Here is a 24729-nt window from a genome sequence, read left to right on the forward strand (position 1 = left end):
TCAGGAAGGAGGGCAAACTGCCCTCCAATCTAGCTGCATCATCAAAGCTGGTTGTATAACGACTCAACGGTCTCTACTTCCACGCTGTGTTCATCCAGGCCAGTGTAATGTGCCAGTGTTTTACGCACACCCTGATCACGGATAGATTGCTGCAACTCTACAGCTTGCGGGTCGCTGTCGTTGGTGTATTTCAGCGCGGCCGCAATGCCTTTTAATAATGTTTGGTTGTCCACGCCGTACTCGATGGTGCCAAGTAACGGCTTCACCAGGCGATCGTTGGCACCCAGTTTACGGATTGGCTGGCGGCCTACACGGTCCACTTCGTCCACCAGATAAGGGTTGGCAAAGCGACCGAGAATCTTCTCGATGTAGGCGGCATGCTTGTCTTTATCAAAGCCGTAACGACGAATCAGCACTTCGCCGCTTTCCTGCATTGCCTGTTTAACCTCGGCACGAATCTGCGGGTTTTCAATCGCTTCACGAATGGTTTTATGACCATTCAGGCAACCAAGATAGGCGGTAACGCAGTGGCCGGTATTGAGCGTAAACAACTTACGTTCAACAAAGGCCATCAGGTTATCAGTGCGTTCCATGCCTGCGATAGCCGGAATCTCACCTTTAAACTGAGTTTCGTCGACAATCCATTCACTGAAGGTTTCAACGGTCACGGCCAGCGGATCGGTCTCACCGGCTTCTGCCGGTGGTACGATGCGGTCTACGGCCGAATCGACAAAGCCAACCCGTTTTTCAACGTCGGCTCGTGCTTGTGCGGAGAGTTTTTCAAACACCGCCTCTTTCAGCTGGCTGGTACCACGTACCATGTTTTCACAGGCGATGATATTCAGCGGCGTAGTGATACCCTGACTGAGGCGTTTTTCCAGACCCTGAGCCAAGGTGCCTGCAATGATTTTCAGCACGGTCGGCCCGACAGCGGTGGTAATGATATCAACTTCTGCAATGGAGTCGACAATCTTTGCGTCAGTTGAGTTAATCGCATCCACACCGGTCACGGTTTCCACTACGCAAGTCTCACCCACCACTTTGACCGGATATTCGTGACGCTCACTCAGTGCCTGAACCACCACGTCGTTGACATCGGCAAAGGTGACGTGAATATTTGCGTCTGCCAGTAGCTTACCAATAAATCCCCGGCCAATGTTGCCGGCGCCAAAATGTAACGCTTTCATAACTGTTCTTCCACCCAATAAAATTAGCAATCTAATAAATAAGGCCAGTCGGGGGAGACCGGCCTTCGTCTTAAAGGAGCATGGCTGTGGTTAGGAGTTAGCCATTCAGAATCCGTAGCACATCGTCCGGATTGGTGGTGCTCTTGAGTAACTCGACGGCTTCTTCATCATCCAGTGCGTTGGTGATGGCAGTGATAACCTGAATATGTTCATCACCCTGAGCGGCGATGCCAATCACCATTTTGGCGATATCGTCTTCCTCTTCACCCCACTGGATGCCATCCGGGAACTGGCAGAAAACAATGCCGGTTTTCTTCACATACTGTTTGGCTTCGATAGTGCCGTGAGGGACCGCAATCGATTCACCCAGGTAGGTCGACACGAGTTTTTCGCGCTCCAGCATACCTTGCACATATTGAGGCTCGACGTTGCCCAGCTTCACCAGTTGCTCACCCGCAAACTTGATCACTTCTTCTTTGCTCTTTGGTTGCAGGCCAAGAAAGATATTGTCGTTGGACAGTTTCAGTGTTCCGCCTTGCTCAGCTGCGCTTTCTTGCACAACCTCTTCCTGCTTGTTACCGCTGTCCATGGCTGTCATCAGCTTGGCAACCAGACTGTCGTACAGGGAGTTGTCGAGGAAATTGGTCAGCGAAATATGGTACGCGTTGGCGGCATGCTGGCGGGCACGGTCCGTCAGATCGCGGTGGGTAACAACGATGTCCACATCGCCAGGCAGGCTGTTAATCGCCAGGTTAGTAACATCAATGTTCAGGTTAGCGGCTTGGACCTTCTTGCGCAGCAAGCTGGCACCCATTGCACTTGACCCCATACCTGCGTCACACGCGACGATGATTTTGCGTACGTTTGCCATATCGATGTCTGCTACCGGAGCGCTCTGACCTTTCGACGTCGCTTTCATGCCCTGCATCTGGTTGGTCGCTTTTTCCAGCGAGTCGTCATCGTCCGCTGTCTGTTTCTGAGTTTTCAGTAGCAGAGAGGCAATCACACACGATACTGCTGCAGAGCAGATAACCGACAGAATCACACCAACGAAGGCTGACTTAGGCGTCATGAGCAGCACGGCAAAAATAGAGCCCGGTGATGCTGGTGAAACCAGACCAGAGTTGAACATCACGTTAACGAATACACCGGTCATACCGCCGCCAATCATGGCCAGAATCAGACGCGGGTTCATCAGAACATATGGGAAGTAAATTTCGTGGATACCGCCCAGGAAGTGGATGATAGAAGCACCTGCAGCGGATTGTTTCGCACTGCCTTTACCAAACATCATGTAAGCCAGCAGCAGACCTAAGCCCGGACCCGGGTTTGCTTCAATCAGGAAGAAAATAGATTTACCCATTTCTTCAGACTGTTGGATGCCCAGTGGTGAGAAAATACCGTGGTTGATCGCGTTATTCAGGAACAGAATCTTCGCTGGCTCTACAAAAATGGAAGTCAGAGGAAGGACACCAGTATCAACCAGAACGTTTACGCCCGCAGCCAGTGCGGTTGACAGCGTTTTCACCGCAGGACCGATAACCAGGTAAGCGATGATCGCGCACAGCATACCGATGATGCCTGCTGAGAAGTTGTTGACTAGCATTTCGAAGCCGCTTTTCACTTTACCGTGGATAGCCGCATCGAATTTTTTGATCGCCAGACCGCCCAGAGGGCCTGCAATCATTGCACCCATAAACATAGGGATATCGGTACCTACAATAACACCCATAGTGGTGATAGCACCGACGACCGCACCGCGATCTCCGCCAACCATTTTACCGCCGGTATAACCGATCAGCAGTGGTAGCAGGTAAGTGATCATAGGACCAACCATGGATGCCAGTGTTTCGTTTGGCCACCAACCCGTTGGAATAAATAATGCGGTAATGAAACCCCAGGCGATAAACGCACCAATGTTCGGCATTACCATGTTGGACAGGAACCGGCCAAAATTCTGTACCTTGACCTTCGCTTCTGGTGATAACATATGTTTTCCCCGTTCGATGTTCTGATGAAATTTTGTTGTTGTAACGGTTTCGCCAAAAACCGTTGATTAATGAGTACACAATTAATCTAACACACAAATTTCAGTCGGAATGTAGGGCGGGTTTTTAGTGATAAGGATCACCAAATTAGGGTTATCCAAATTCTTTTTTAGTGATCATGATCATTTAATTATGATGTAATTTTGCTACAAAACACTGTAATTAAGTTTTGCAATGTATTTTTGATGCTTGATGTCACATTTATGATATTTTATAAAATAAAAATAAAGTGACAAAGATCACGAAATGATTTGTTTATTAGCTTGGTTAAAAACGCTAAGTGATCTACATCACTCATTACTATTTATTTCAAAAGTCGAAATAAATAGGCAATAATCCTGTTGATGAAAATGTAATTTAGATACGAAATTACGACAGGCAAGTTACAGCGATCGCAACCACCATACTTGATGTGTTCATTAATCCATCAATGGCCTATGACAGGCTCTGGGCGCGGCATGAGCACAGCGAGCAAAAAGCGAGAGGCTGTTTGCAGGTGTGGAACGGTTTTGGCTCATCTTCTGCTCGCTTGCCTGTATCGGCAGGCGATTAAATCGGTGCCGGAAATGGGTCGCCTGTAAAAGAGTGGCCGCAAGCTCTGCTTAGTCGATGCACCACGAACCCTAAACCAGCCAATGCCGGTTGAACGGGCAGGAAGCGGGTTGTGAGATCAGTAAGAGTGTTAATCAGTTATTAATCTGAATTTAAAGGGTTTGGTTGACGGTGTGAACGGTTTTTGCGCTGCTTCTCAAACTGAACAATAACAGCGGAAGTGGCGCAGTGCGCCAGGGGTAAAGAGTTCAGTCAATGACCGTTCCTTGCTAGTATTCTGCCACTTTCAATAATGACAATTAGAATTTGCACATGAAAGAAAACGTCATTGTTTCGGTTTCGTCTATTCACGGAACACGACACTTTCATCTTGGCAAATGGTATCGACACTGCCTCAAAGGGGCAGGTTACGCTCTGCTCTGTGGCGCGTTGGCGACCGGCGGTGCGATTTACTATCTGGTCGGCGAAGTCGATTTTGCCAAATTGAAACAACAGGAGCTGGAAAGCCAGTCGATGTCTCTCAATGAAGAAGTCGTCTCGCTCAAATCGCTCAAACACAATCTGGAAAGCGACCTGCTGGAACGTGAAGAAAAAATGCAGCTGGTGTCTGATCGTCTCGGCGAACTGGAAAAAGTCCTTGGTGTTGATGACAGCGGTGCCGAGCTGGAATCACGCCTGGATGCCGCCGCGATCACCTCTTCAGTCAGAATGGTGATGTTAACCCAAATCCCCAGTGGTGCGCCTGTTAACGATGCAAGAATTTCGTCAGGATATGGTAAACGGGTTCATCCGGTAACGGGGAACGTGAAGTTTCACCGTGGCCAGGATTTTGCGGTCAACATCGGCACTCCGGTATATGCGCCGGCGGATGGCGTGGTGTTGGTCACCCGGCCGAGCAATAAAGGCTCGGGTAACTTTCTACGTCTGCAACATTCTTATGGCTTTACCAGCTCTTACTCACACCTGAGTAAGTTTGCCGTGCAAAGCGGGGAGTTTATCCAGAAAGGTGATCTGATAGGTTATTCCGGTAATAGCGGCCTCTCGTCGGGTCCGCATTTACATTATGAAATTCGATTTGTCGGCCGCTCATTAGACCCAAGACCTTTTGTCGATTGGGGCGTCAATGAGTTCGAGTCGGTCTTCAGCAAAGTAAGAGGTATCCGATGGGAATCTTTAGTAAACAAAGTCGAGCTAAGAGTCAGCACTCAGCTACAACTCTCATCGCAAAGGGTTGCTCAATTAGTGGACAACTCCGGTTAGAAAGTAATATTCAGGTTGATGGTTCAATCGAAGGTCAGATCCAGGTTGAGAAATCCCTGGTCATCAGTGAGTGTGGCTATGTCAGCGGCGATATCATTGCCGAACATGTCATCATTAATGGTGAGTTTGAGGGCACCTGTCATGCTGACAAAATTGAGATCCTGAGCAAAGGACGTGTCAACGGCCATATTTACAGCGATGATCTCAGTATTGAACAGGGCGGCCGTTTTAATGGCGTTACCCACTCCGCTTCCCAGCCGAGAGTGGCTGAGCTGGTCGACATCAGCGAAGTTAAAGTCGCTGCAGAAGGTTGATAAAAACAAGCCCCGCTTTGGCGGGGCTTGGTGTATTTGTCATCCATCCGGCTTAAAAGCCCTTAATGTTTTCCGCTTCCAGCTCAGAGAAGTATTTTACCGTTTTTACTTTTAGTTCCTGAGTCGCCGGTTCGTCGCAGACCATGATAGCTTTGGCGTGCAGTTGCAGCGCGGATACGGTCCACAAGTGGTTGACGCAGCCTTCAACCGCGGCCTGCAGTGCCAGCGCTTTGTTATGGCCGGTCACCAGAATCATCACCTCTTTGGCATCGAGCAGCGTGCCGACACCGATAGTCAACGCATACTTAGGTACCTGTGAGACATCCCCGTCAAAAAAGCGTGAATTGGCGATACGGGTATCGTGGGTCAGGGTCTTGATCCGGGTACGTGAAGAGAGCGATGAAGCCGGTTCGTTAAACGCGATGTGACCGTCATTACCCACGCCGCCCATAAACAGATCTATTTTGCCGTAAGATTTGATCTTCTCTTCGTAACGTTGACATTCCAGATCGTGGTCATCGCTATTACCGTTGAGCAGGTTGATGTTTTGTGGCTGGATATCCACATGATTGAAGAAGTTGTTGTACATGAATGAGTGATATGACTCAGGATGATCTTTTGGCAGACCCACATACTCATCCATATTGAAAGTCACCACATGTTTGAAGCTGACATCGCCGGCTTTATACCGCTCAATCAGTGCCTGGTAAGTCAGTAGTGGTGTGCCACCGGTTGGCAGGCCGAGAACAAAAGGACGCTCCGCTGTCGGCTGGAAATCATTAATGCGTTTCGCAATGTGTGCGGCAGCCCATTTACCGACCTGGGCAGCGTTGTTTAATGGAATCAGTCTCATGTTGTAACCCTTACTGCAAAAATTAGCTGTGATGAACTTGGTTAATTCACAGTATAAAAAAAGTATTGGTTTTTCGCTATCCTTTTAGGCGAAATTTGTCATTAATGTTTTCATGTTTACCTTTTTGCTCGTAAATAGCACGTTGTTGAACCTGTCCATCGGTTTTTTTGCATTAACTTTTGTTTTTAGTGTGTGAAATTTCACAAGTAAAAATAAGTTCGGTTAAATGTGCGTGTTGTGACTGTTTTGCCGGGTTGGATTGGCGAAGCACACAATCGTTATCCATACTTGATATGAACCAGAATAACGGAGCGGTAGCGATGAAAAATGAACTAGACCCGACCAAAATTTTGCACGCTTATGAAAAGGTTATGGCGAACGGGACCCCGACCGAATATGGCAAAATTTATGAGGGTATTGAAGCGTTCTCAGATTATGACGGCTATAACGTCTACCTGCGCGGGAACGGGGTAGAGCTGAAAGTCGGATTCCACAATACCTATCATCTTGAGTACGATCAGGAGCATTTGCGTGACTCTTTCCTCAAGAAAGTCGCGATGCTGGGAAAGTGATGCGAAGTCGTAAAGCGGAGCGGCATTTGTTCTGAGAAGCAAAAATGGGTTGTGCGCAGTAAAACAAAGCCCCGGGCACTTTGCGCTGCGGGGCTTTGGGAGAAAGATTCGGTACACGGTGATGATGCCTGACGGTATGCTGCTTAACTGCGTTTAACAGCCGCAGGGATTAACGGTGGCGCAACGAGTCAATCAGATACTTGAGAATCGGTTCCGGCTCCACGCCTTTATCATCGTAGCGATGTTTTGGTTTTAGTAACCAGCCACGCTCAACCAGTTCATCAATCAAATCCAGATATTCGTGGCTGCATTTACCCACCAGCAAGTTATCTATACTGCGTTTTTGTGACTGGGACAGGGTATGCAGAAATCCTTCCAGATACAGGTGGTCTTTGGTAAAGCCACCGCCGCGATACACCCGTGTCGTGGTGACAAATGCACTGTCACGATCCTGGCCCAGTTCATCGACCAAATAATCAAAGGTCTGATAGAAATTCTGCTCCTTGAGCATAGAATCCACTGCCAGCACGCGGGTAGCAAGTGTTTGCAGTCGATCATGTGACATGTAGCCCGCTTTGTACTCTGCTAAAATCGCCAGACCTTCCTGCGACTCCGTTGCTCCCGGCAGACCAATCGAAAAAATACGCAAAGGCTGGCTGCGCGCGTTGAATGTGGTCGCCATATGTACGCCCAATTCGTGCTGAATCAGACGCTGTACTTCAGCATGCGAGAAGGTCACTTTACTGTTGAGATACAGGGTCGGCGGTTTCTGACCGCTTACCATGGCACGCGCTGCGAGCGAGGCGGTCGGCGTGACATTGCATTTCATGCCCCACGCTTTTGCGGCCTGCAGCATGACTTCGGCGGCCTGCTCTGCGTTATACTGCGGGCCTTTTTCTTCCGGCAGCGTTTTGGCATAGAGCAGGAACTGGGCATTACTGATGGCATTGGCATCCGGCCGGCCATAGAAACGCAGCGAGTTATACAGAAAACTGTCCTGGCCGATACTGGTCAGCAGATCTATCTTTTCACTGAGTTTATTCACCACTGAACTGTACAGCTGTTTCAGATCCGGATCGGAAATGGTGTCGATCGGCAACTGATAGAGCTTGTGTTTAAACTCATTGGCGTGAATTGGTAACTGCTTGTAGCGAAAGTCCGGCTGGTAGCGGCTTGGCGCCGCATCAAAGCGTTTACGTTCACTGGTCATATTGGTCGGGTTGATGTACTTGAGTGTCTCAACTTTACGCGTCAGCTTGGACAGCGCTTTGTCGATAGCCAGTACCGCCGGTTCAATCGACGAGCTGAGCATTTTCGCTTTGGTGGTACGACGCCGGTTATGGCGGCGCTGGAAATAGGCGCTGGTTTCGCTGAATGCCTGCTTGAGGCCGCTTTTCATTGCATCGAGTACTAAGGGATACACGGTGCCGCTGTCGGGATCAAGAAACACTTTTTTCACTTCGGTCGGCAAAACCAGAGTGCGGTCAAAATGGGCATTGGTATGCGCGATCAGATAGCCGCGCCCTTCAAACACCGCATCAACTGCCGCATCGCTCTCGATGTGCGGCAGTTGGATTTTGCCGAGCTCGCTGGTAAAGCGTTTGACCACATTACCCCAGCGCTGCATATCGATTTGTGCGCTGCCGATATTAAATACCGGCGCGGACGGCTCGGTCGACGTCGGCTGGTAGGTATAAAGGTCGAACACAATCACCATACCAAACATGGATTCCAGCTTGGCAATCAGCGCTTCATACAGGCGGTAAAACTGGGCGTGCTTTTCGTGACTGATGGTGCGCTGACGATCATTGAGTGGTCGCTTCCAGGCCGACTTATAGCGTGTGCTCAGCGTGCGGGCACGATTGAGGTCGTACTCAAAACGCGAGTCGAGACTCCAGAGCGTGATGGGCTGGGAGGCGATAAGTTGGTCGGAAAACGGCGCCTCTTCCAGACGACGCTGCGCAGCGGAAAGCTGGCACAGGGGCTGCAATTCGGCGCGAAGGCGGTTACCTGCATGAATGGCGGTGCACACCACCGGCAGATATTGTTCTATCTTGATAAAACAGCCAGCGGAGTCGAGCTCGCCGGAAAAAGGTTGCCCTCGCTGAATCAGCGAGAGCATCTCTTCCAAAGTGTAAACTTTAGAAACCGGGTTGGCCATGGGTGACCCTTAAAGAAGACGTCAACGTTAGTGAGAAAACGTCAGTGAGAAACAGGGGCTGCGGTAACGACAAAGCCCCGCTAAATTAGTCTTCTTCAGTCAGGCTTGGCTCATCATCGGTATAGTCGTCTGCCGCATCTGGCTTGTTACGACCGTTCAGCGTGTGGAAACGCTTACGACCGCGCGACAGACGGACATACTTCATCCATACCTTTTCAATTTTGCTTTCGGCCAGATCCGGATTATCCAGTACCTGAAGGAAACGCTGCTCTTCGGCGTTTTCTGGTTGTAATACGCCGGATTCCAGACCCAGCATGGTGTCACCATATTGGGTCAGAAGGGTTTCTTCACCCAGAGTGAAATCACCAGATTTCGCGAAGCCTCGTGGGAATTTCTTAGTATCGAAAAAATGTTTTTTTCCTAGACGAAATACTGTCTCAGACATGTCAACCTCGTGTGTCTATTGGCTACCATTACGTTGCCGTGGTTCACGGCGAAAGTTAGGCGTAAAATCCAGAAAAGAAAAACAAAAATTTTTTATCGTCATTATTGTACTTCCTTGTTAATCTTCACGAGGAATATCAGAGGATTCAATATGGACGTAAAAGTCTTTCGCACCTTTCTTGAATTGGCCAAAGTACGCCATTTTGGCCGGGCCGCAGAGAATCTTTATTTGACTCAGGCGGCGGTGAGTGCGCGAATTAAACAACTCGAAAATTATTTCGATACCCAACTGTTTACCCGTGACCGGAACAACATCAAACTGACCTCGGCAGGTGAACGATTGGTCAGCTACGCTGAAGTGATGGTCGCGACCTTGCAACAGGCAAAATTTGAGTTGTCGCTGGATAACGGTAAAGCGCTGCAACTGACGATTGGCGGTACGCCCAACATCTGGGATGCTTATCTGCAAAACTGCTTGAGCGTGATCACTGACGCTTTCAGCGGTTATGGCTTTATGGCTGAAGTGATGGGGCGTGAGCAGCTGAGCCGTAATTTGCTGGAACGTACCCTGGATATGGGCTTTGCGTTTGACCAGATCAAAGCAGAAGAGCTACAGTGCAAGAAAGTCGCCGATTTGGTGCTGGTGATGGTTTCGACCCGTCCGGACACCGCAGACAGCGTGTTTAACAACAGATACGTCTATGTCGACTGGGGCTCACGTTTTGCATCCGAACACGCTGACAGGCACCCCAAAGCGCCTGCACCGTTTCTGCGCACCTCAACGGCGCGCATTGCACTGGATTTTATTCTGGAAAAAGGTGGCAGTGCTTACATGCCCGCTTCAGTGGTGGAACCGTTCCTGAATTCAGGCCAATTGCATCGTGTCGCCGGGGTCGAAGACTGGCATCGTCCGATCTACCTGAGCTACCGTAAAAATAGTTCATCGGTTGACGCGATTACTCAGGTTGAAGGTTTGGTTAAAAACATTGATCCGCTGACCGCATTCAGCTTGCAGAAAGCGGGTGAAGTGAATTAAGCCCGATTGATGGGTAAAAAGAAAACGTGTAAATAGAAAAACGGGGCGAGTTAACAACTCGCCCCGTTTCTTATTATTCAGCTAGACAACAAGGATTAGAAACATAAAACCCCGTGCCAACGCGAAGTTTCACCACCAGCGTTATTTTTGGCTGATGCTTGAGTCTAGGCTCGCTTTACCGGCACCTGAAATCAGCAGTGATACACTTGCTGCCAGCAGAGCCAGACCAAATTCGTAGCCGTTGTTGGCAATAAACAGACCGTTACCAATGTGAACGCTCAGGATAGCGACAATCATCGCAAAGGCAGTGACAAACGCGGCAGGGCGGGTCAGCAGACCGATCAGCAGTAACAGACCACCAAAGAACTCACCGCTACCGGCCAGAAACGCCATCAGAACACCAGGTTCGATACCGATTGAAGCCATCCACTGGCCTGTACCTTCCAGGCCGTAACCACCAAACCAGCCAAACAGTTTTTGTGAGCCGTGGGCCATGTAAATGATCCCGATTGGGATACGCAGTGCCAGTGGGGCAAAACCTGCATTAGTGCTCATCAGTTTTTTTAATAGTGCGTTCATTGTCGTGTTCCTTAACATTCGATAATGTGAAATAAGTGTGTACAGCGCTCAAGTCTTTCTGCGTGCCGATGGAGTAATTCTAGATGAGCCAGGCAATTTTGATAGTGGCTTTAGATCGACATACTAGTTCAAAAAAATTGAATGACTTTCAGTGGCTAATAGATTGCGGGTGAGATCGGTTATTTTCCGTTTTGATCATTCAGTGCCGAAAATGGCTAGTTTTCCGTGTGGTGCGTCGTACACTGGACATATCGTATCAGGAAGCCGAATCATGACTCTGTACAGCCAAACTAAACTGACGCCTCAGCAATGCCAACGGGCGCGAATGAGCCGCGATGCGCGTTTTGATGGTCGTTTCTATATCGCGGTGAAATCGACCGGTATTTTCTGCCGGCCGATTTGCCCGGCAACATTGCCGAAAGAAGAGAATGTGGAATATTTTGCCCATCAGGCACAGGCTCTGCAGGCTGGTTACCGGCCCTGCTTGCGTTGTCGCCCGGATAGCGCGCCCGCATCATGGGCGTGGAAGGGAACCGAAACGACCTTCCAGCGTGCGGTCAGCCTGATTGATCATGGCGCGTTGCAGGGCAAATCGTTGGCAGATTTAGCGGAACGGCTCGGCATCAGTGAACGCTATTTGCGCCAGTTGTTTAAAACCTATTTGGGAATGTCACCGAAACAGTATGCCCAGTATCAGCAACTGATGTTTGCCAAGCAGTTGCTCCATCACAGCCATTTGTCGGTAACAGATATCGGGTTTGCCTGTGGCTTTAACAGCACGCGGCGCTTTAATGATGCGTTTCAGAAGTGTCTGCGCCTGACGCCGAGTCAGGTGCGGCGTGAACCGGGCAGCGCCAGTGCCACCAATACGGTGTCACTGGCTTACCGTGGTCCGTTTGACTGGCAGCATATGCTGGCGTTTTATCAGCTACGGGCGATAGACGGCATCGAACAAGTGCAGGCTGATCGTTATCAGCGCCATGTCATGCTCAATGGCAGCCGCGCCTGGTTCGCCGCGCGTTGTGCATCCGATACCCATATGGAGATTGAATTTGAACTCGAATCGCTGCGGGATTTGCGTTATTTGGTCAGTATCTGGCGGCGGGTGTTTGATCTCAATGCGGATATGGTGGCGATTGAAGCCCAGCTTGCTAAGGCAGCCCCTGAGTTAGTGATTCACCCTGGACTGCGGATACCCGGCGTGTGGAGTCCCTGGGAAGCCGGTGTGCGTGCCGTTCTGGGGCAGCAGGTATCTATTAAAGCGGCGATCGGTCAACTCAACCTGCTAGTGAGAACGCTCAATTACCGTCAGCCGCGTCCGTGGTATTTTCCAGACCCACAGCAAGTGGCCAGTGCAGATTTAAGTTTCCTGCGTATGCCGCAAAGTCGCAAAGAGACGCTTTCCCGTTTAGCTGGCTTTGTGCAGCAAAATCCGCACGCAGCCGTCGATGAATGGCTGGCCCTGAAAGGCATTGGTCCCTGGACGGTGGATTATGCGCGATTACGTGGCCAGTCCGACACTAACTGCTTTCTGAGCGGGGACCTGATTGTCAAAAAAGCGCTGGCATTGCACCCCGGATTGACCGCGGAGCGGGTTGCCCCCTGGGGCAGCTACGCCACTTTCCAATGCTGGAACCAGTGATTGTTTCATTTTATCTGATGGCAGGAGCCGTAATATGCATCAATATACCCATTATCAAAGTCCGCTTGGGACGATGACATTGCAAGCCTCTAAGCAGGGACTGCTCGGTGCCTGGTTTAGTACCCAGACCACTCAGCCGGATGAGCTGGGCGAGTGTAATCCGGCATTTCCTCTTCTGGTGGAAACCATGCGTCAGCTCGATCAATACTTTGCCGGCCAGCGCCGTGAGTTTGATTTACCGCTGGCGGCGACCGGAACGCCGTTCCAGCGCGCGGTCTGGCAGGCACTGGGCACCATTCCTTTTGGCGAGACCCGGAGTTATCAGCAACTGGCTGATGCGATCGATAACCCGAAAGCCGTACGGGCGGTCGGGCTGGCCAATGGCAAAAATCCGATTTCGATTATTGTACCGTGTCATCGTGTGATTGGTAAAAACGGCAAACTGACCGGTTATGCCGGGGGTGTGGAGCGCAAAGCGTATCTGCTCGAGTTAGAGGGCATTGATCACCCAACTGCAAGCTGGCAATGTTCAGGCAAACAGCGCCTGATTAAGCCATAAATGCACGAGTATGCTCATTACATAGCCCAGCGCAATAACCGGCGACCATTTTAAGTGGCTGATAAAGGTGTATTTGCCGTGCGAAGCGCCCATTAAGGCCACTCCGGCCGCGGAACCGATAGACAGCAGGCTGCCGCCCACACCGGCCGTGAGCGTTACCAGCAGCCAGTTTCCGATCGACATGGTCGGTTCCATCGTCAGGACGGCAAACATGACCGGAATGTTATCGACAATCGAGGAAAGTACCCCGACACTGATATTGGCCCACATCGGATCCCACTGGCTGTACATCAGCTCCGAGATCAGCCCCAGATAACCGAGCAGGCTCAGGCCGCCAACACACATCACCACACCATAGAAAAACAGCAGGGTGTCCCATTCGGCATGGGAGATACGCCGGAATACATCGAACGGCACCACTGAGCCCAGCCTCCGCAACGCAGCTTCATCGCCGTTGGCAATGGCCCGTTTGGCTTTTTTAGCCAATGAACCGGCCAGCGTTTGACGCAGGAAGTAACCAAAAAATTGCAGATAGGCCAGGCCCATCATCATGCCCATCACCGGCGGGAAGTGGAACAGGGCATGAAAACTGACAGCGGTGATGATGGTCAGAATAAATAACCCGACAATGCGACGTGCGCCGCGTTTCAGTTCGACATGCTCATGGATAACATCTGGCATGCCGGTTGGCAGAAACCAGGACATCACCAGCGCCGGCAGCAGATAGTTGATGACCGAAGGCAGAAACAGATCCATAAACTGCATAAACGCCACGTGACCGGCCTGCCATACCATCAGGGTCGTGATGTCACCAAACGGGCTGAATGCGCCACCGGCATTGGCCGCGATCACGATGTTGATACAGGCGAGGTTGATAAACTGAGTGTTTTGTCCGCCCACTTTCATCACCACAGCGCACATCAGCAGGGCGGTGGTCAGGTTATCGGCGATCGGTGAAATGAAGAAGGCGAGCCAACCGGTGAGCCAGAACAGGGCGCGAAAGTTAAATCCTTTGCTGGTCATCCAGGCTTGCAGCGCATCAAACAGGCGTCGCTCTTCCATTGCGCTGATGTAGGTCATAGCGACCAGCAGGAACAGCAGCAGCTCGGCATATTCGAGCAGGTTGTATTCCAGTGCTTTTTGGGCGACTTCTGTCGCGCCATGCTGTTGGTATACATAGCCAATCATGGCCCAGATAATTCCTGCGGCCAGCAGCACAGGTTTGGATTTGCGCAGCTGCAGGTACTCTTCCAGCATCACCAGAATATACGCGACGGTAAACAGCGCCAGAGCGGTATAACCAATCCCGGATTGAGTGAGGGCGAGGGAAGCGCCGGGTTCGGTGGAGGCAAGGCTTTGCGCAGAGAACAGGAGTGTCAACAGAATCAATACCGGTCTGAAAAGGGACATGGCAGCTCTCCGACTGATAGAAAGTAACCAAATTTTAGAAGCAAATTTTCAGCGTGAGTGTGAGATAGCTCTATCTGTCTGATGTAAAGCAATAAAAAACCCCGCGCATGCGGGGTTTGAGAGATCAACTTGCGTTGAGCGATCAGGCACCTTTAAGGTGAACCTGCTCCTCTTTGACGCCAGCTTGTGGGTCGTTGAAACGGGCTTCATCCAGCGCGTTTTCTGATTTCGCCACAATACAGGTCACACAACTGTCGCCGGTAATGTTAACGGCGGTACGAATCATATCCAGCAGACGGTCAACACCCATGATCAGGGCGATACCTTCCAGCGGCAGGCCAACCTGGTTCAGAACCATGGCCAGCATGACCAGACCCACACCCGGAACACCGGCTGTACCGATAGAAGCCAGCGTCGCAGTCAGAATGACGGTCAGGTAGTCACCCATCGACAGGTCAATGTTGAATGCCTGAGCAATGAATGCGGTCGCCACACCCTGCATGATTGCGGTGCCGTCCATGTTGACGGTTGCACCCAGCGGGATAGTGAACGAGGCCACTTTGTTATCGACACCAAAACGGTTTTTCGCTGTCTCCATCGTCACCGGAATGGTGGCATTAGATGATGCGGTTGAGAACGCGAACATGATCGCATCTTCCATTTTACGGAAGAAAGTGATCGGGCTCAGGCCAGAGAAGCTCTTCAGCATCACGCCGTAAGTCACGAAACCGTGGATAAGCAGTGTCGCCGTCAGAACCACGAAGTACTCCGCCAGGTTCATGATCGCGCCCAGGCCTAAACCTGTGAACAGTTTTGCCATCAGGAAGAACACACCGTAAGGCGCGATGTTCATCAGCAGAGCAACCAGCTTCATGATGACCGCATTCAGGTCTTCAAACAGAGCCGCGATGCGCTCACCCGGCTTACCGGCAGCACTGATAGCGATACCGAACAGAACCGCAAACACGATGACCTGCAGAGTTTTACCTTCTGCCATCGCATTGATAGGGTTTGTCGGGAACATATCGATGATCACCTGACCCAGTGACGGCGCATCGGCAGATTTAAAGCTGCTTGCTGCGGTCAGGTCTGCACCGGAACCAGGCTGGAAAATGGCACCCATAGTCAGAGCCAGCGTGATTGCCACGGCAGTGGTGGTGATATAAAACGCCAGTGTTTTGCCGCCCATGCGGCCCAGCGTTGACAGATCTTTTAGTGAACTTGTTCCGCACACCAGTGACACAAACACCAGTGGCACGACAAGCATTTTCAGGCTGGCAATAAAGATCTTGCCGCCAACGTCAAATAGTCCGTTAACAATATATGCGTCGACAAATCCGTTGTCAGCAAATAGGGCGCGAATCGCAAACCCGGTCAAGATACCCGCGACCATACCCAGAATGACTCTGGCAGTCAGCGACATAGGTTTCTTGGTATTCATTAAGAACACTCCTTATAGTTATCCACTTCGACATCATTTCAAAGCGAGCGGGAGAGTAGCAGCCAGAAGTGAAAATAAAAAAGCAATTTCACAATAATGCCCCCTTTGCGTGATCTGTATCACCTTTGGTGCAGTGTTTTTTACTGGGATATAACAAATAAGCAGTTAAAAAATGCAACTAATCGCCTTCTGTTAACATATAAGTTTAGTAATGCAACAATTTTCACTGCGGGAAAGCGGAGTTTTTTGTCGCCGATGAGTTATTTTTAGCTGGTTTATCAGTGGATTGGAGTGCTGATAAAAACAGCAATCTGCGATTGAAATCGATTGGCATCACTGATTTCGGCTATTTAGCGTATAAAAAGACCTCATCTATTGATGAGATCGATGTATTTGAGGTGCTTAATCAGGTCGGTTGGCGGGGAGAAGTCGAGCCGCAAGGGAGTGGGCTATACCGTAATACTATCGAGGCTTTCGCTGACCTGATCGGCGTACTGGATAATAGTATTGATATTCGGGCATTGTATATTTCGGTGATGCAGCTGACCACATAGCCGATGGCTTTCGTCACACAGACATTCCATGGTCTGCAACAGCTCCTCAATACGGCTGGTATCGTTGACGGCACTGACCACCAACTCCGAATACTGGCTGCGTAACACCGCCTGCTGTTGGCAAAGTTGTTGGTATTGCGGGCTGTTGATATCCATTATCGCCAATAAATCATCCAGTTGCATCAGCGATAAGTAGAGCTGCTGGGTCAGTGATACCTGTTCCATGGTTTCCTCCTCTGGTTCCCGGCGCGGCTCCCGGATAGGGAGCCGCCTTATATAAGTGTTAACCAGATTTCTGCAGGACGAAAAAATATTTATGTGATCCTCTGGCGCGAAGTTGATACCGCTAAATAGCTATTCCCATATTATCCCCTTCCTACTTGAAGCGGCAGTGGTGCTGGCTGCACTCTAAGTTGTATAGTGACCGGCAGAGGATAGTTTCTCTGTTTACCAATTACAGCAAATCGAGATTGAGATTCGCGGCCGTCTGTTCGCCCATTTCAATCAGTCGATCCAGAATATGTTCGCCATCGGCGCGTAACCCATTGTGTTCATACTGGTTAGTGATCCAGGCGCGCGAATTTGCGATTTGGCGTAATGTTTCCCGACTGAGATCCATGTCGACAAACATATCATCCGCATAGACCGCGCAACTGACCGGAACCCGGTTATGCGCCAGTACCTCCTCTTTATATAGATGGCCCCAGTCAGTTTTTTCTGCCAGCAGATTAGCGGCTTTACGCAGTGGCTTAAGATTGACGTACTGCTCAAACATCCACGGAAACACCATTTCTCCGGTGAAAAGAAAAGGCTTGCCCGGCTGATAGTGAAATTCAGCAAAAGCATCGCGCATACGATGGGCGGACCAGCTTGATGCAAAGCCCTGGCAGTAAATCGCTTCATGCAGGATGGCGTAGATAGGATTGGTGTGAAACCCTTGCTCCATCATCATCTGTTGTAGAAACTCGTAGCGCAGGGTGGGTTTACCATCAACCTCAATTAATGCATTTTCCAGACTGAAGTAAGTGGGCATAAACGCGTCACTCATCCCGAAACGAATACCGAGTTGCTGGAATTGCTCGACGGTAAAACGCTGACCATTTGGCAGCAGTACTTCGTGATCGTGCAGGTGATCGGCGATGCGTTGACATAACTTCTGCGCCTCGGGAAACTGGGTGAAGAAGGCGGCGTTCTTTTCTTTGGTACGCTGAAAAGTAGCGCGGTAAACGCAGTCGGAATGGCGTGACAATGAAGGTACGCCACCGGTGATATAGCTGCGTAGCAGACTGTCCGGAAACAGCGACAGATACGTTAGGGAGCAGAAGCCGCCAAAGCTTTGGCCTAATATTGCCCAGCGCTCAATCTTCCATTGCTGACGAATGAATTCGGCATCACGCACGATATTGTCGGCGCGGAAGTGACTTAGGTAGTCAGCTTGCTGGCGTGGTTTGAGGCCAGTCAGGGTTTGATGATTGACCATACTGCTCAGCCCGGTACCGCGTTGGTCGAGCAGCAAGACGCGAAACTGCTGCAGAGCACGTTTCATCCAGCCGCTGCTGGCACTGGCGCGAGGCGAAGGAAAGCCTGGCCCGCCCTGAAAGTAAACCAGCCAGGGTTTATTCTCATCACTGCCATTGGCGGCGGTCACCGCACGGGCGAAGATTTGGATTTGAGCCGCTTTCGGTTGCTGGTAGTCCAGAGGGACAGAAAAGGTGTGAGGCGTATAGCGCACGCCAGCTTCCACGAAGCTTTGGGTCGGATGCATCATGACGAACCGGGATCCTTGTTGGTCATCGGAATAGAAGACCTAGTATAGCTGAGCACGGTTTTAAGATGCCAATGGCGGATAAAGAAGGCTGAACGGGCGCAAAAAAATGATGCTCTGAACACAGGCTGCAGAGCATCATGGGGATGTTTGGCGCTACGTTGCTTTCAGTCTAACTTTCTACCGGACCAAAGCGGGTCGCTTCAAAACGGTTCAGAATACGGTGTACAGCGTAGGCAACCGTCAGGGTGATCACGATCGCCCCAAAAATACTGCTGACCCGGTACAGGGCACTGAAGACCAAATCGCCATCCGGAGCCAGGTACTGCCCGAACAGAATGCCTAACGTGGTCATACCGCCGAAACCGGCACCGGATCCACTCGACTCTTTACAGTGCATATAACCAAAAATCATCAGGCCAATCCACAGCAGCGGGATCACGAACAGCAGGGTATCTGACCAGTCATACAGTAAGATTTGGCTTATCAGACCAAAGGTCACACCCATGATGGTACCCATTGCTCGTTTACGTGCGTAACCCATAGCGCCGTTCCAGTGCATCGGAAACAGCATCAGAACCGTGGTGGCCTGAGCAGACAGTGAGTCCTGCAGATCGGCAATCTGAAACACCACAAATGAGAGTGTTGCCATTACCGAGCCCATCAGTGCTTCATGGCGCAGACGGTGCGACTTTTTCGGTTCGGCTGGGCGTGGGGGTGGCTGACGCGGTTCTAGATCCGGAATTAAAAAGGTCACCAGATAGGCAATCAGTACTGACAGGAAACAGGCTACGATGTTATCCGTGATCAGAACATTTAGATCGGTCGTCGGGTAACTGGCAAAATGCAGCATGATACTCAGGTTAATCACACTGTTGGCACCAAACAGGAACAGCGGCCCCTTGGACATGCAGGCAAATTTACTCAGGAACAGGAAGAACGCAATGATGGTCATCATGCCCGGGTGACCGCCAAAGAGGCCGCCCAGGATACCGACCTCCAGGCCACACACCACGGCAGAAGCCATCACCTGCCGTGCGGCATGGGCACTGATGACTGGAATCATACCGAGCAGCAGCATTGGGGTAACGGTAAAAAACACCCCGTTATCCCAGCCCATGACTTTATTAAAAGTAAACCCGAGCGTGGCGCCGGTCGCGATACGCAGACACTGGCGCAAATCATTTCCTGATAATGGATGATCCCAAAGTCTCATACCATCTCCCGATTAATAGATGTAGTGCAGGGTGCTGAGAAAGTGGATCTGCGCTTTCGCCAGTAAGTTCAGAACCGGAGATTCTGGCAGCAACTGTACCGTCGCACGTGCACCAGCGGGCAGTTTCTGCAGCTCTTCATCGTGCATGATCAGGTGCAGGCGCATACGCTGCGCATCGCGTACCCAGCGGTTTGATGTGGTCGGGGTTGCCAGACGGCCGTCGGCATCAAACTGGCCTGAGCTTACACCAGCGTCAATCGTACCAACTTCAGCAGTGAAAACCTGACCCGGTTTACTGTCGAACGCCACCATTGCCTGGCTGTTGTGACCGAAATGACGCAGGCTCTTTTCGCGAAAGTCCGCAATCACATCCACTTGGTTATCCACCAGTGCCAGCAGCGGGTTACCGGCCGCCGCGTAGGTACCAGTATCCAGTTGCAGGTTGGTTACGATGCCATCATTGTCTGCGATTATTTTGGTATAAGACAGATTGAGCTCTGCCTGAGCCAGTTGGTTTTGCGCGACGCGGATATTGACGTTTTTGTCATCGTCAATGTCACCACGGCTGACTTCCAGTTCTTTAAGACGCGCACGACTTGCCGCCAGGTTGGCTTTAGCCGCGGTCGCGGCACTCAGAGCGTCATCACGTAATTGACGCGATGTCCCGTTACGCAATAACAGCGTGTTTAAACGACGGTATTCACGTTCGCGTTGTTCAAGCACGATTTTAGCGGCATCCACATCGGCTTTGGCGGCGATAATAGAAGCATCCAGCTGATCGTTATCCTGCATGACGCGTTCCAGGTTGAGCTGAGCCTGGTCAACGGCCAGTTGATACTGCTGCGGATCGATCTCGAACAAGATGTCACCTTTGTGCACCACTTGGTTGTTTTCCACGTGAATCGCCGTAATTTGACCGCTGATACGCGGAGCCACTTTAGTCACCACTCGGGTCGCTAAGGCTTGTGGCGTCAACGGCATGGTGAGGTCGGCAATAAGAAAATACGCGAAGACGAAAACAAATCCAATGCAGGAGTATTTGATCCAGCGAGCGAATTTTTGATCGGGTGTCATAGAATTAAATGTCTCTTAAATTGAAGGTTGGTCTGACAGAGTGCTAAGGGCTTCGAGAGCGTTTTCAGAGATCTGTTCCAGGATCTGGCTCAACTTCATCAGCTCATCGTCATTGATTTCGCTCAGCAGTTGGCGGCGGACCTGAAGAATGCGCGTCTCCATTTGCTGAATCAATAAACGGCCTTCATCGGTGAGCGAGATGATGCGTGCCCGTTTGTCGCTTATGCAGTGATGTCTGGTTATCAGTGATTGCTCTTCGAGCTGTTTCAAAGTACGCATTAATGAAGCAAGTTCAATCTCGAGGGAATCCGCCAATTGTTTCTGGCTGATGTTGTCCCCCAGACGCTGTAGCTTCCATAAAGCGGTCCAGCGCGGGTGAGTTAACCCCAAAGGAGACAGTTCGCGATCTGCCACCATCTTCCACAGGCGGGAGACGCGGGCGAGCTTTTCGGCCAGAGTCAATTCATACAGATTGTTGATGTCTTGGATCATAATGGGCCTTAAATACTTAGCAGGCTAAGTAATATAATTTAGTTAGCCTGCTAAGTAAATATTTTGTGAGTAAAATCACAATAAAAAGTAAGACCAATTGGCATGCAGAATAAGTGGTTTGGGCTGAAATCTGGCCGGGGTGATGAATAAGCATTGCTGAAGGGAAATAAAAAAAGCCACGCAGTGCGTGGCTTAATCATCATCGATCAGGTCAATATACGCTTAGTTATGCAGTGAACTTGTGCTTATAAGCGGTTCTTTGGCGCCGCAGCGGTTACAGGTCTGCGCCATAGATATCGAAGTTAAAGTACTTGGCCGCAATCTTGTCGTAAGTGCCGTTGGCGCGAATCTCCGCGATCGCTTTGTTAAACTTCTCTGCCAGCGCTTGGTCCTGTTTTCTCAGCGCCAGGGCGGTACCGAAGCCAATGTAGGCCGGATCAGTCACTGCTTCGCCTTTGAACTCAAATCTCTGACCTTCTGGTTTGTCCAGGAACGCCAGGCCAAGTTGATCGGCGTTTGCCATAGTCACATCCAGGCGACCGTTTTGCAGGTCAATGTAAACTTCATCCTGGCCGCCGTAACGTTTGATCTCTGCCACATCGGCAAATTTGTCCGTGACGTAACGGTCAACGGTGGTACCACGTTGTACACCGATCACCTTACCTTTCAGACCTTCTTTATCAATGGTGAAGGTCGCGTCTTTGCTGGCGGCAAAGCGGGCCGGAGTCTGGTAATACTTGTTGGTAAACAGGACTTTCTTCTTGCGCTCTTCGGTAATACGCATCGACGCCATAATCACGTCAACCTTACGTGCCAGCAGGCTAGGGATCAGGGAATCCCAGCCTTGTGATACCCAGGTACACTCCAGTTGAGCTTGTTTACACAGCGCATCGGCGATTTCGATATCAAAACCGACCGGCTGACCTTCACTGTTTTTGTAGTTAAACGGCGGATAGGTGAAGTCGGATGCCAGGCGAACTTCTTTAGCAAAGCTCGCAGAGCAGAACAGGGTGGCAATACAAGCCAGGCCAACAGCAAATTTTTTCATGAGTAAATTCCTTTTCTGTACATCTATGATTGTGACGAATATTCGTTCAGTGCGGCAACAACTTCCTGCATGCTGTGCTGACTACCTATAGTGATACGCACACAGTCTCTCAGCGCTGGATCATGACTTTGATTACGGGTCACGATACCTTGCTTGAGCAGATACGCAAACAGAGTTTCTCCGGCGCGAGTGCGCAGCAGGACAAAGTTGGTCGCGGACGGGTAAATTTTTTCAATAAAATCGTACTGACCCAGTTGGCTGATAAACCAATCGCGGGTTTCAATCAGTTGATTGGTTACGGTACGCATTTTATGCAGGCCTTGCTCGGACAGGGCGTCCAGTACGATAGTGGCACTTGAATCCGGCATTGGATACGGTGGAATCAGTTTGGCAACGTATTCCATGACGCTCTCATCGGCGATGATAAAACCGCAGCGTACCGCCGCCAGGCCAAATGCTTTTGACAGCGTACGGATCACAACCAGGTTCGGGTAACGCGCAATCAGTGCTGCCACGCTCTGGTCAATTTCGAACTCAATATAGGCTTCATCAACCACTACCAGGGCATCTTGCTGCGTGCCTTCCAGAATCTCGATGATCGCTTGTTGCGACAGCGGATTACCGGTCGGGTTGTTTGGTGAGCACAGGAAAACCAGGTTGGCCTGCTTAGCCGCAGCGATAACGCCCTGGGTATCCAACTCAAATGCATCGCCAACCAGCGGTACATGCAAGGTTTCAATCGCCAGTGCATCGGCACAGAATTCATACATGGCATAAGTCGGCGAGCAGACGACGATTTTGTCTTTGCCTGGCTGACAGAAAGTACGGATCAGCAGATCAATCGCTTCATCGGCACCACGCACGGCAACCACAGGTGAAGTGACCTGGCAGTAATCCTGATAAGCCCTGGCAATGTCGTGCGGCAGGAAATCCGGGTAACGGTTGAAATTCTGTGACGATTCACCGTAGTGCACTGCGTGCTCCAGTTCGTTGGCATTCAGCCAGACCCGACCCGCGCCACCAATCCGGCGAGCAGACTGGTAAGGTATTAATTTTTTTATGGCCTCTGGTGCCAGTGTAGATGCGATGGATGACATGAATGCCCTCTGGCTGCTATTATTTAGTCGCATTAAATGATTTTTTATGCTGTTAATTGCATTTAAAGTGATTTTATTTGCAAATTAATCAACAGATGATTCATTCAAACAAAAAGTATTTGTAAAAGGAATCGAAATAAACACATACTAGCCATGATAAAAAATCATGGCTAAAGGCGAACTATGCATCTTCCTTCTACCAAAACCCTGCAGGCCTTTCTGGCCACGGCTGAGTACCTGAATTTTACCCGAGCTGCGGACGCCCTGAATCTGACCCAGGGGGCGATCAGCCGGCAGATCCAGTCGTTGGAAGAGTTGCTGGGAGTAAAACTGTTTTATCGTCATGCGCGCGGGTTGAGCCTCACTCAGCAGGGGTTGAAGTTTGTCCCGCACGCTGAAGATATTTTGCGCCGCTTGCGTATGGCGATTGATGATGTCTCCAGCACGCCGTCGAGTATTAAACTCAATGCGCCGAGCTGTGTGACTTCGTGGTTGCTGCCGCGGCTGATGGCGTTTCAGGAAGCGCATCCTGAAATTGATGTGGCATTGACCTCAACCATTAAGCATCATCCTGAGCCTGACTTTGATCGGTATGACGCGGTAATCTTGTATGGCAAAGCGACTAAGATGCCAAATTTGGTCAGCCAGTTACTGTTTGAAGAGCGGCTGACGCCAATTTGCCGGCCGGAACTGCTTGCCGAAGGGCAGGAGACCTTGTCGTTAGAACAGCTGACCAAAATGACCTGGCTGCATGCTAACAGTGAGCAAAGTGACTGGAAGTTGTGGCTGGCCCATCATGGTCAGCGCGGCTTATCAAGCCGCAGTAACCAGCATTTTTCTACCTTGGACCAAGCGATGAATGCCGCGCAGCAAGGCTTCGGTATTGCCGTGGGGGATGTAACACTGGCCGCGCAGGATTTGGCGATGCACCGCTTGGTCTCACCTTTTAGTGATGCGGTGCCGTCCGGCTACAACTACTCGATTCTGTTTCCCAAGCAGAGTGATAATCCCATGCTCGATCTGCTCCAGAACTGGCTGGTGGACGGTTATCACGCGACGTTAAGTTAAACGTGCTGTACGGCACTAAGGTCGTTTATACCACCGTACCTATGTGTCTCCTTATCGATAAGCACCCGTGTATTCACCCGCGGCGTTATCGTTTTTCTCTATCAGAGTAATAGCCAAAAGCAGCCTGCCTGACCGCTTGAAGAGGGTTATAGTGGCGGGGTCCATTGATAACAGCAGCAGAGGTCATAACTGCCGCTGTTCCAGTCCGCAAAGTGCTGACAGCGAAACACTGATAGCCGTTTGCTCTTTGCCGGACACATGGTTCGCACTGCCCTATGCCCGTGGTTGTTGCTCGGAAGTGACTATTTTTCCTTGGATGAATATCGTCGTCCGAGCTTGATTAGCGGTGACAGCAGG

The 24729-nt window shown here is 50.6% G+C and carries 22 protein-coding genes; 7 read left to right on the plus strand and 15 right to left on the minus strand.

Going from position 1 to position 24729, the window contains the following annotated elements:
- Positions 1 to 41: 41 nt before the first annotated feature.
- Complete coding sequence (locus E6C74_RS15865) at positions 42 to 1187, minus strand: mannitol-1-phosphate 5-dehydrogenase (RefSeq protein ID WP_136487009.1); 1146 nt, start codon at positions 1185 to 1187, stop codon at positions 42 to 44.
- Between the two features lie 97 nt (positions 1188 to 1284).
- Positions 1285 to 3177 (minus strand): PTS mannitol transporter subunit IICBA, encoded by a 1893-nt coding sequence (locus E6C74_RS15870; RefSeq protein ID WP_136487011.1) that lies wholly within the window; start codon positions 3175 to 3177, stop codon positions 1285 to 1287.
- Between the two features lie 922 nt (positions 3178 to 4099).
- Here E6C74_RS15870 and E6C74_RS15875 point away from each other — a divergent pair.
- Both E6C74_RS15875 and E6C74_RS15880 read left to right on the plus strand, forming a co-directional pair.
- Positions 4100 to 5047 (plus strand): M23 family metallopeptidase, encoded by a 948-nt coding sequence (locus E6C74_RS15875; RefSeq protein WP_136487013.1) that lies wholly within the window; start codon positions 4100 to 4102, stop codon positions 5045 to 5047.
- Positions 4951 to 5361, plus strand: a complete 411-nt coding sequence (locus E6C74_RS15880) for a polymer-forming cytoskeletal protein (RefSeq protein ID WP_136487015.1) — start codon at positions 4951 to 4953, stop codon at positions 5359 to 5361. The genes E6C74_RS15875 and E6C74_RS15880 overlap by 97 nt, the downstream gene beginning before the upstream one ends.
- A 52-nt stretch (positions 5362 to 5413) precedes the next feature.
- Here E6C74_RS15880 and nagB read toward each other — a convergent pair whose 3' ends face one another.
- Entirely contained in the window at positions 5414 to 6214 is an 801-nt protein-coding gene (gene nagB, locus E6C74_RS15885) for a glucosamine-6-phosphate deaminase (RefSeq protein WP_136487017.1), read from the minus strand.
- 320 nt (positions 6215 to 6534) lie between these two features.
- Between nagB and E6C74_RS15890 the strand changes: the two genes are divergently transcribed.
- The gene (locus tag E6C74_RS15890; protein ID WP_136487019.1) at positions 6535 to 6786 is read left to right on the plus strand and encodes a DUF3081 domain-containing protein; all 252 of its coding nucleotides are present in this window, start codon (positions 6535 to 6537) and stop codon (positions 6784 to 6786) included.
- A 169-nt stretch (positions 6787 to 6955) separates the two neighbouring features.
- Here E6C74_RS15890 and E6C74_RS15895 read toward each other — a convergent pair whose 3' ends face one another.
- The gene (locus E6C74_RS15895) at positions 6956 to 8947 is read right to left on the minus strand and encodes a flavohemoglobin expression-modulating QEGLA motif protein (protein WP_136487022.1); all 1992 of its coding nucleotides are present in this window, start codon (positions 8945 to 8947) and stop codon (positions 6956 to 6958) included.
- An 85-nt stretch (positions 8948 to 9032) separates the two neighbouring features.
- The gene (gene maoP, locus E6C74_RS15900; protein WP_136487024.1) at positions 9033 to 9392 is read right to left on the minus strand and encodes a DUF413 domain-containing protein; all 360 of its coding nucleotides are present in this window, start codon (positions 9390 to 9392) and stop codon (positions 9033 to 9035) included.
- Between the two features lie 150 nt (positions 9393 to 9542).
- On the opposite strand from maoP, the gene E6C74_RS15905 reads away from it, so the two are divergent.
- On the plus strand, positions 9543 to 10427 hold the full coding sequence (locus tag E6C74_RS15905) for a LysR family transcriptional regulator (RefSeq protein ID WP_168797045.1): 885 nt from the start codon (positions 9543 to 9545) through the stop codon (positions 10425 to 10427).
- Positions 10428 to 10568: 141 nt separating this feature from the next.
- On the opposite strand, the gene E6C74_RS15910 is transcribed toward E6C74_RS15905, so the two are convergent.
- Positions 10569 to 11006 (minus strand): DoxX family protein, encoded by a 438-nt coding sequence (locus E6C74_RS15910; protein WP_136487028.1) that lies wholly within the window; start codon positions 11004 to 11006, stop codon positions 10569 to 10571.
- A gap of 271 nt (positions 11007 to 11277) precedes the next feature.
- On the opposite strand from E6C74_RS15910, the gene E6C74_RS15915 reads away from it, so the two are divergent.
- Positions 11278 to 12648, plus strand: a complete 1371-nt coding sequence (locus E6C74_RS15915; RefSeq protein WP_168797046.1) for an AlkA N-terminal domain-containing protein — start codon at positions 11278 to 11280, stop codon at positions 12646 to 12648.
- Between the two features lie 34 nt (positions 12649 to 12682).
- Complete coding sequence (locus E6C74_RS15920) at positions 12683 to 13207, plus strand: methylated-DNA--[protein]-cysteine S-methyltransferase (protein WP_136487030.1); 525 nt, start codon at positions 12683 to 12685, stop codon at positions 13205 to 13207.
- Here the strand turns inward: E6C74_RS15920 and nhaD are convergent.
- From nhaD to hisC, 9 genes are all read right to left on the minus strand, one after another.
- Positions 13178 to 14617: a sodium:proton antiporter NhaD gene (gene nhaD, locus E6C74_RS15925; RefSeq protein WP_136487032.1), complete on the minus strand. Its 1440-nt coding sequence runs from the start codon at positions 14615 to 14617 to the stop codon at positions 13178 to 13180. The genes E6C74_RS15920 and nhaD overlap by 30 nt on opposite strands.
- Before the next feature lie 142 nt (positions 14618 to 14759).
- Positions 14760 to 16058 (minus strand): dicarboxylate/amino acid:cation symporter, encoded by a 1299-nt coding sequence (locus E6C74_RS15930; protein ID WP_136487035.1) that lies wholly within the window; start codon positions 16056 to 16058, stop codon positions 14760 to 14762.
- 449 nt (positions 16059 to 16507) lie between these two features.
- The gene (locus tag E6C74_RS15935) at positions 16508 to 16837 is read right to left on the minus strand and encodes a hypothetical protein (protein ID WP_136487037.1); all 330 of its coding nucleotides are present in this window, start codon (positions 16835 to 16837) and stop codon (positions 16508 to 16510) included.
- 229 nt (positions 16838 to 17066) lie between these two features.
- Entirely contained in the window at positions 17067 to 18380 is a 1314-nt protein-coding gene (locus tag E6C74_RS15940; RefSeq protein ID WP_136487039.1) for an alpha/beta fold hydrolase, read from the minus strand.
- Positions 18381 to 18549: 169 nt separating this feature from the next.
- Positions 18550 to 19593, minus strand: coding sequence for a DUF2955 domain-containing protein (locus E6C74_RS15945; protein WP_136487041.1), 1044 nt, complete (start codon positions 19591 to 19593; stop codon positions 18550 to 18552).
- Between the two features lie 12 nt (positions 19594 to 19605).
- Positions 19606 to 20667 (minus strand): HlyD family secretion protein, encoded by a 1062-nt coding sequence (locus E6C74_RS15950; protein WP_136487043.1) that lies wholly within the window; start codon positions 20665 to 20667, stop codon positions 19606 to 19608.
- Positions 20668 to 20682: 15 nt separating this feature from the next.
- Positions 20683 to 21159: a transcriptional regulator SlyA gene (slyA, locus tag E6C74_RS15955; RefSeq protein ID WP_136487044.1), complete on the minus strand. Its 477-nt coding sequence runs from the start codon at positions 21157 to 21159 to the stop codon at positions 20683 to 20685.
- A 274-nt stretch (positions 21160 to 21433) separates the two neighbouring features.
- Positions 21434 to 22207 (minus strand): ABC transporter substrate-binding protein, encoded by a 774-nt coding sequence (locus tag E6C74_RS15960; protein WP_136487045.1) that lies wholly within the window; start codon positions 22205 to 22207, stop codon positions 21434 to 21436.
- Positions 22208 to 22230: 23 nt separating this feature from the next.
- Complete coding sequence (gene hisC, locus E6C74_RS15965) at positions 22231 to 23304, minus strand: histidinol-phosphate transaminase (protein WP_136487046.1); 1074 nt, start codon at positions 23302 to 23304, stop codon at positions 22231 to 22233.
- A 183-nt stretch (positions 23305 to 23487) separates the two neighbouring features.
- Between hisC and E6C74_RS15970 the strand changes: the two genes are divergently transcribed.
- Positions 23488 to 24372, plus strand: coding sequence for a LysR substrate-binding domain-containing protein (locus E6C74_RS15970; protein WP_136487047.1), 885 nt, complete (start codon positions 23488 to 23490; stop codon positions 24370 to 24372).
- Positions 24373 to 24729: the final 357 nt, after the last annotated feature.

It is taken from the genome of Vibrio sp. H11 (genome assembly GCF_004804295.1).
In the GTDB taxonomy this organism is placed as follows: Bacteria; Pseudomonadota; Gammaproteobacteria; order Enterobacterales; family Vibrionaceae; genus Vibrio; species Vibrio ostreae.

What these genes read in the sequence shown, in the direction of transcription:
- E6C74_RS15865 (WP_136487009.1), bottom strand. Translation starts at nt 1,187, where the DNA reads ATGAAAGCGTTACATTTTGGCGCCGGCAACATTGGCCGGGGATTTATT.
- E6C74_RS15870 (WP_136487011.1), bottom strand. Translation starts at nt 3,177, where the DNA reads ATGTTATCACCAGAAGCGAAGGTCAAGGTACAGAATTTTGGCCGGTTC.
- E6C74_RS15875 (WP_136487013.1), top strand. Translation starts at nt 4,100, where the DNA reads ATGAAAGAAAACGTCATTGTTTCGGTTTCGTCTATTCACGGAACACGA.
- E6C74_RS15880 (WP_136487015.1), top strand. Translation starts at nt 4,951, where the DNA reads ATGGGAATCTTTAGTAAACAAAGTCGAGCTAAGAGTCAGCACTCAGCT.
- nagB (WP_136487017.1), bottom strand. Translation starts at nt 6,214, where the DNA reads ATGAGACTGATTCCATTAAACAACGCTGCCCAGGTCGGTAAATGGGCT.
- E6C74_RS15890 (WP_136487019.1), top strand. Translation starts at nt 6,535, where the DNA reads ATGAAAAATGAACTAGACCCGACCAAAATTTTGCACGCTTATGAAAAG.
- E6C74_RS15895 (WP_136487022.1), bottom strand. Translation starts at nt 8,947, where the DNA reads ATGGCCAACCCGGTTTCTAAAGTTTACACTTTGGAAGAGATGCTCTCG.
- maoP (WP_136487024.1), bottom strand. Translation starts at nt 9,392, where the DNA reads ATGTCTGAGACAGTATTTCGTCTAGGAAAAAAACATTTTTTCGATACT.
- E6C74_RS15905 (WP_168797045.1), top strand. Translation starts at nt 9,543, where the DNA reads ATGGACGTAAAAGTCTTTCGCACCTTTCTTGAATTGGCCAAAGTACGC.
- E6C74_RS15910 (WP_136487028.1), bottom strand. Translation starts at nt 11,006, where the DNA reads ATGAACGCACTATTAAAAAAACTGATGAGCACTAATGCAGGTTTTGCC.
- E6C74_RS15915 (WP_168797046.1), top strand. Translation starts at nt 11,278, where the DNA reads ATGACTCTGTACAGCCAAACTAAACTGACGCCTCAGCAATGCCAACGG.
- E6C74_RS15920 (WP_136487030.1), top strand. Translation starts at nt 12,683, where the DNA reads ATGCATCAATATACCCATTATCAAAGTCCGCTTGGGACGATGACATTG.
- nhaD (WP_136487032.1), bottom strand. Translation starts at nt 14,617, where the DNA reads ATGTCCCTTTTCAGACCGGTATTGATTCTGTTGACACTCCTGTTCTCT.
- E6C74_RS15930 (WP_136487035.1), bottom strand. Translation starts at nt 16,058, where the DNA reads ATGAATACCAAGAAACCTATGTCGCTGACTGCCAGAGTCATTCTGGGT.
- E6C74_RS15935 (WP_136487037.1), bottom strand. Translation starts at nt 16,837, where the DNA reads ATGGAACAGGTATCACTGACCCAGCAGCTCTACTTATCGCTGATGCAA.
- E6C74_RS15940 (WP_136487039.1), bottom strand. Translation starts at nt 18,380, where the DNA reads ATGATGCATCCGACCCAAAGCTTCGTGGAAGCTGGCGTGCGCTATACG.
- E6C74_RS15945 (WP_136487041.1), bottom strand. Translation starts at nt 19,593, where the DNA reads ATGAGACTTTGGGATCATCCATTATCAGGAAATGATTTGCGCCAGTGT.
- E6C74_RS15950 (WP_136487043.1), bottom strand. Translation starts at nt 20,667, where the DNA reads ATGACACCCGATCAAAAATTCGCTCGCTGGATCAAATACTCCTGCATT.
- slyA (WP_136487044.1), bottom strand. Translation starts at nt 21,159, where the DNA reads ATGATCCAAGACATCAACAATCTGTATGAATTGACTCTGGCCGAAAAG.
- E6C74_RS15960 (WP_136487045.1), bottom strand. Translation starts at nt 22,207, where the DNA reads ATGAAAAAATTTGCTGTTGGCCTGGCTTGTATTGCCACCCTGTTCTGC.
- hisC (WP_136487046.1), bottom strand. Translation starts at nt 23,304, where the DNA reads ATGTCATCCATCGCATCTACACTGGCACCAGAGGCCATAAAAAAATTA.
- E6C74_RS15970 (WP_136487047.1), top strand. Translation starts at nt 23,488, where the DNA reads ATGCATCTTCCTTCTACCAAAACCCTGCAGGCCTTTCTGGCCACGGCT.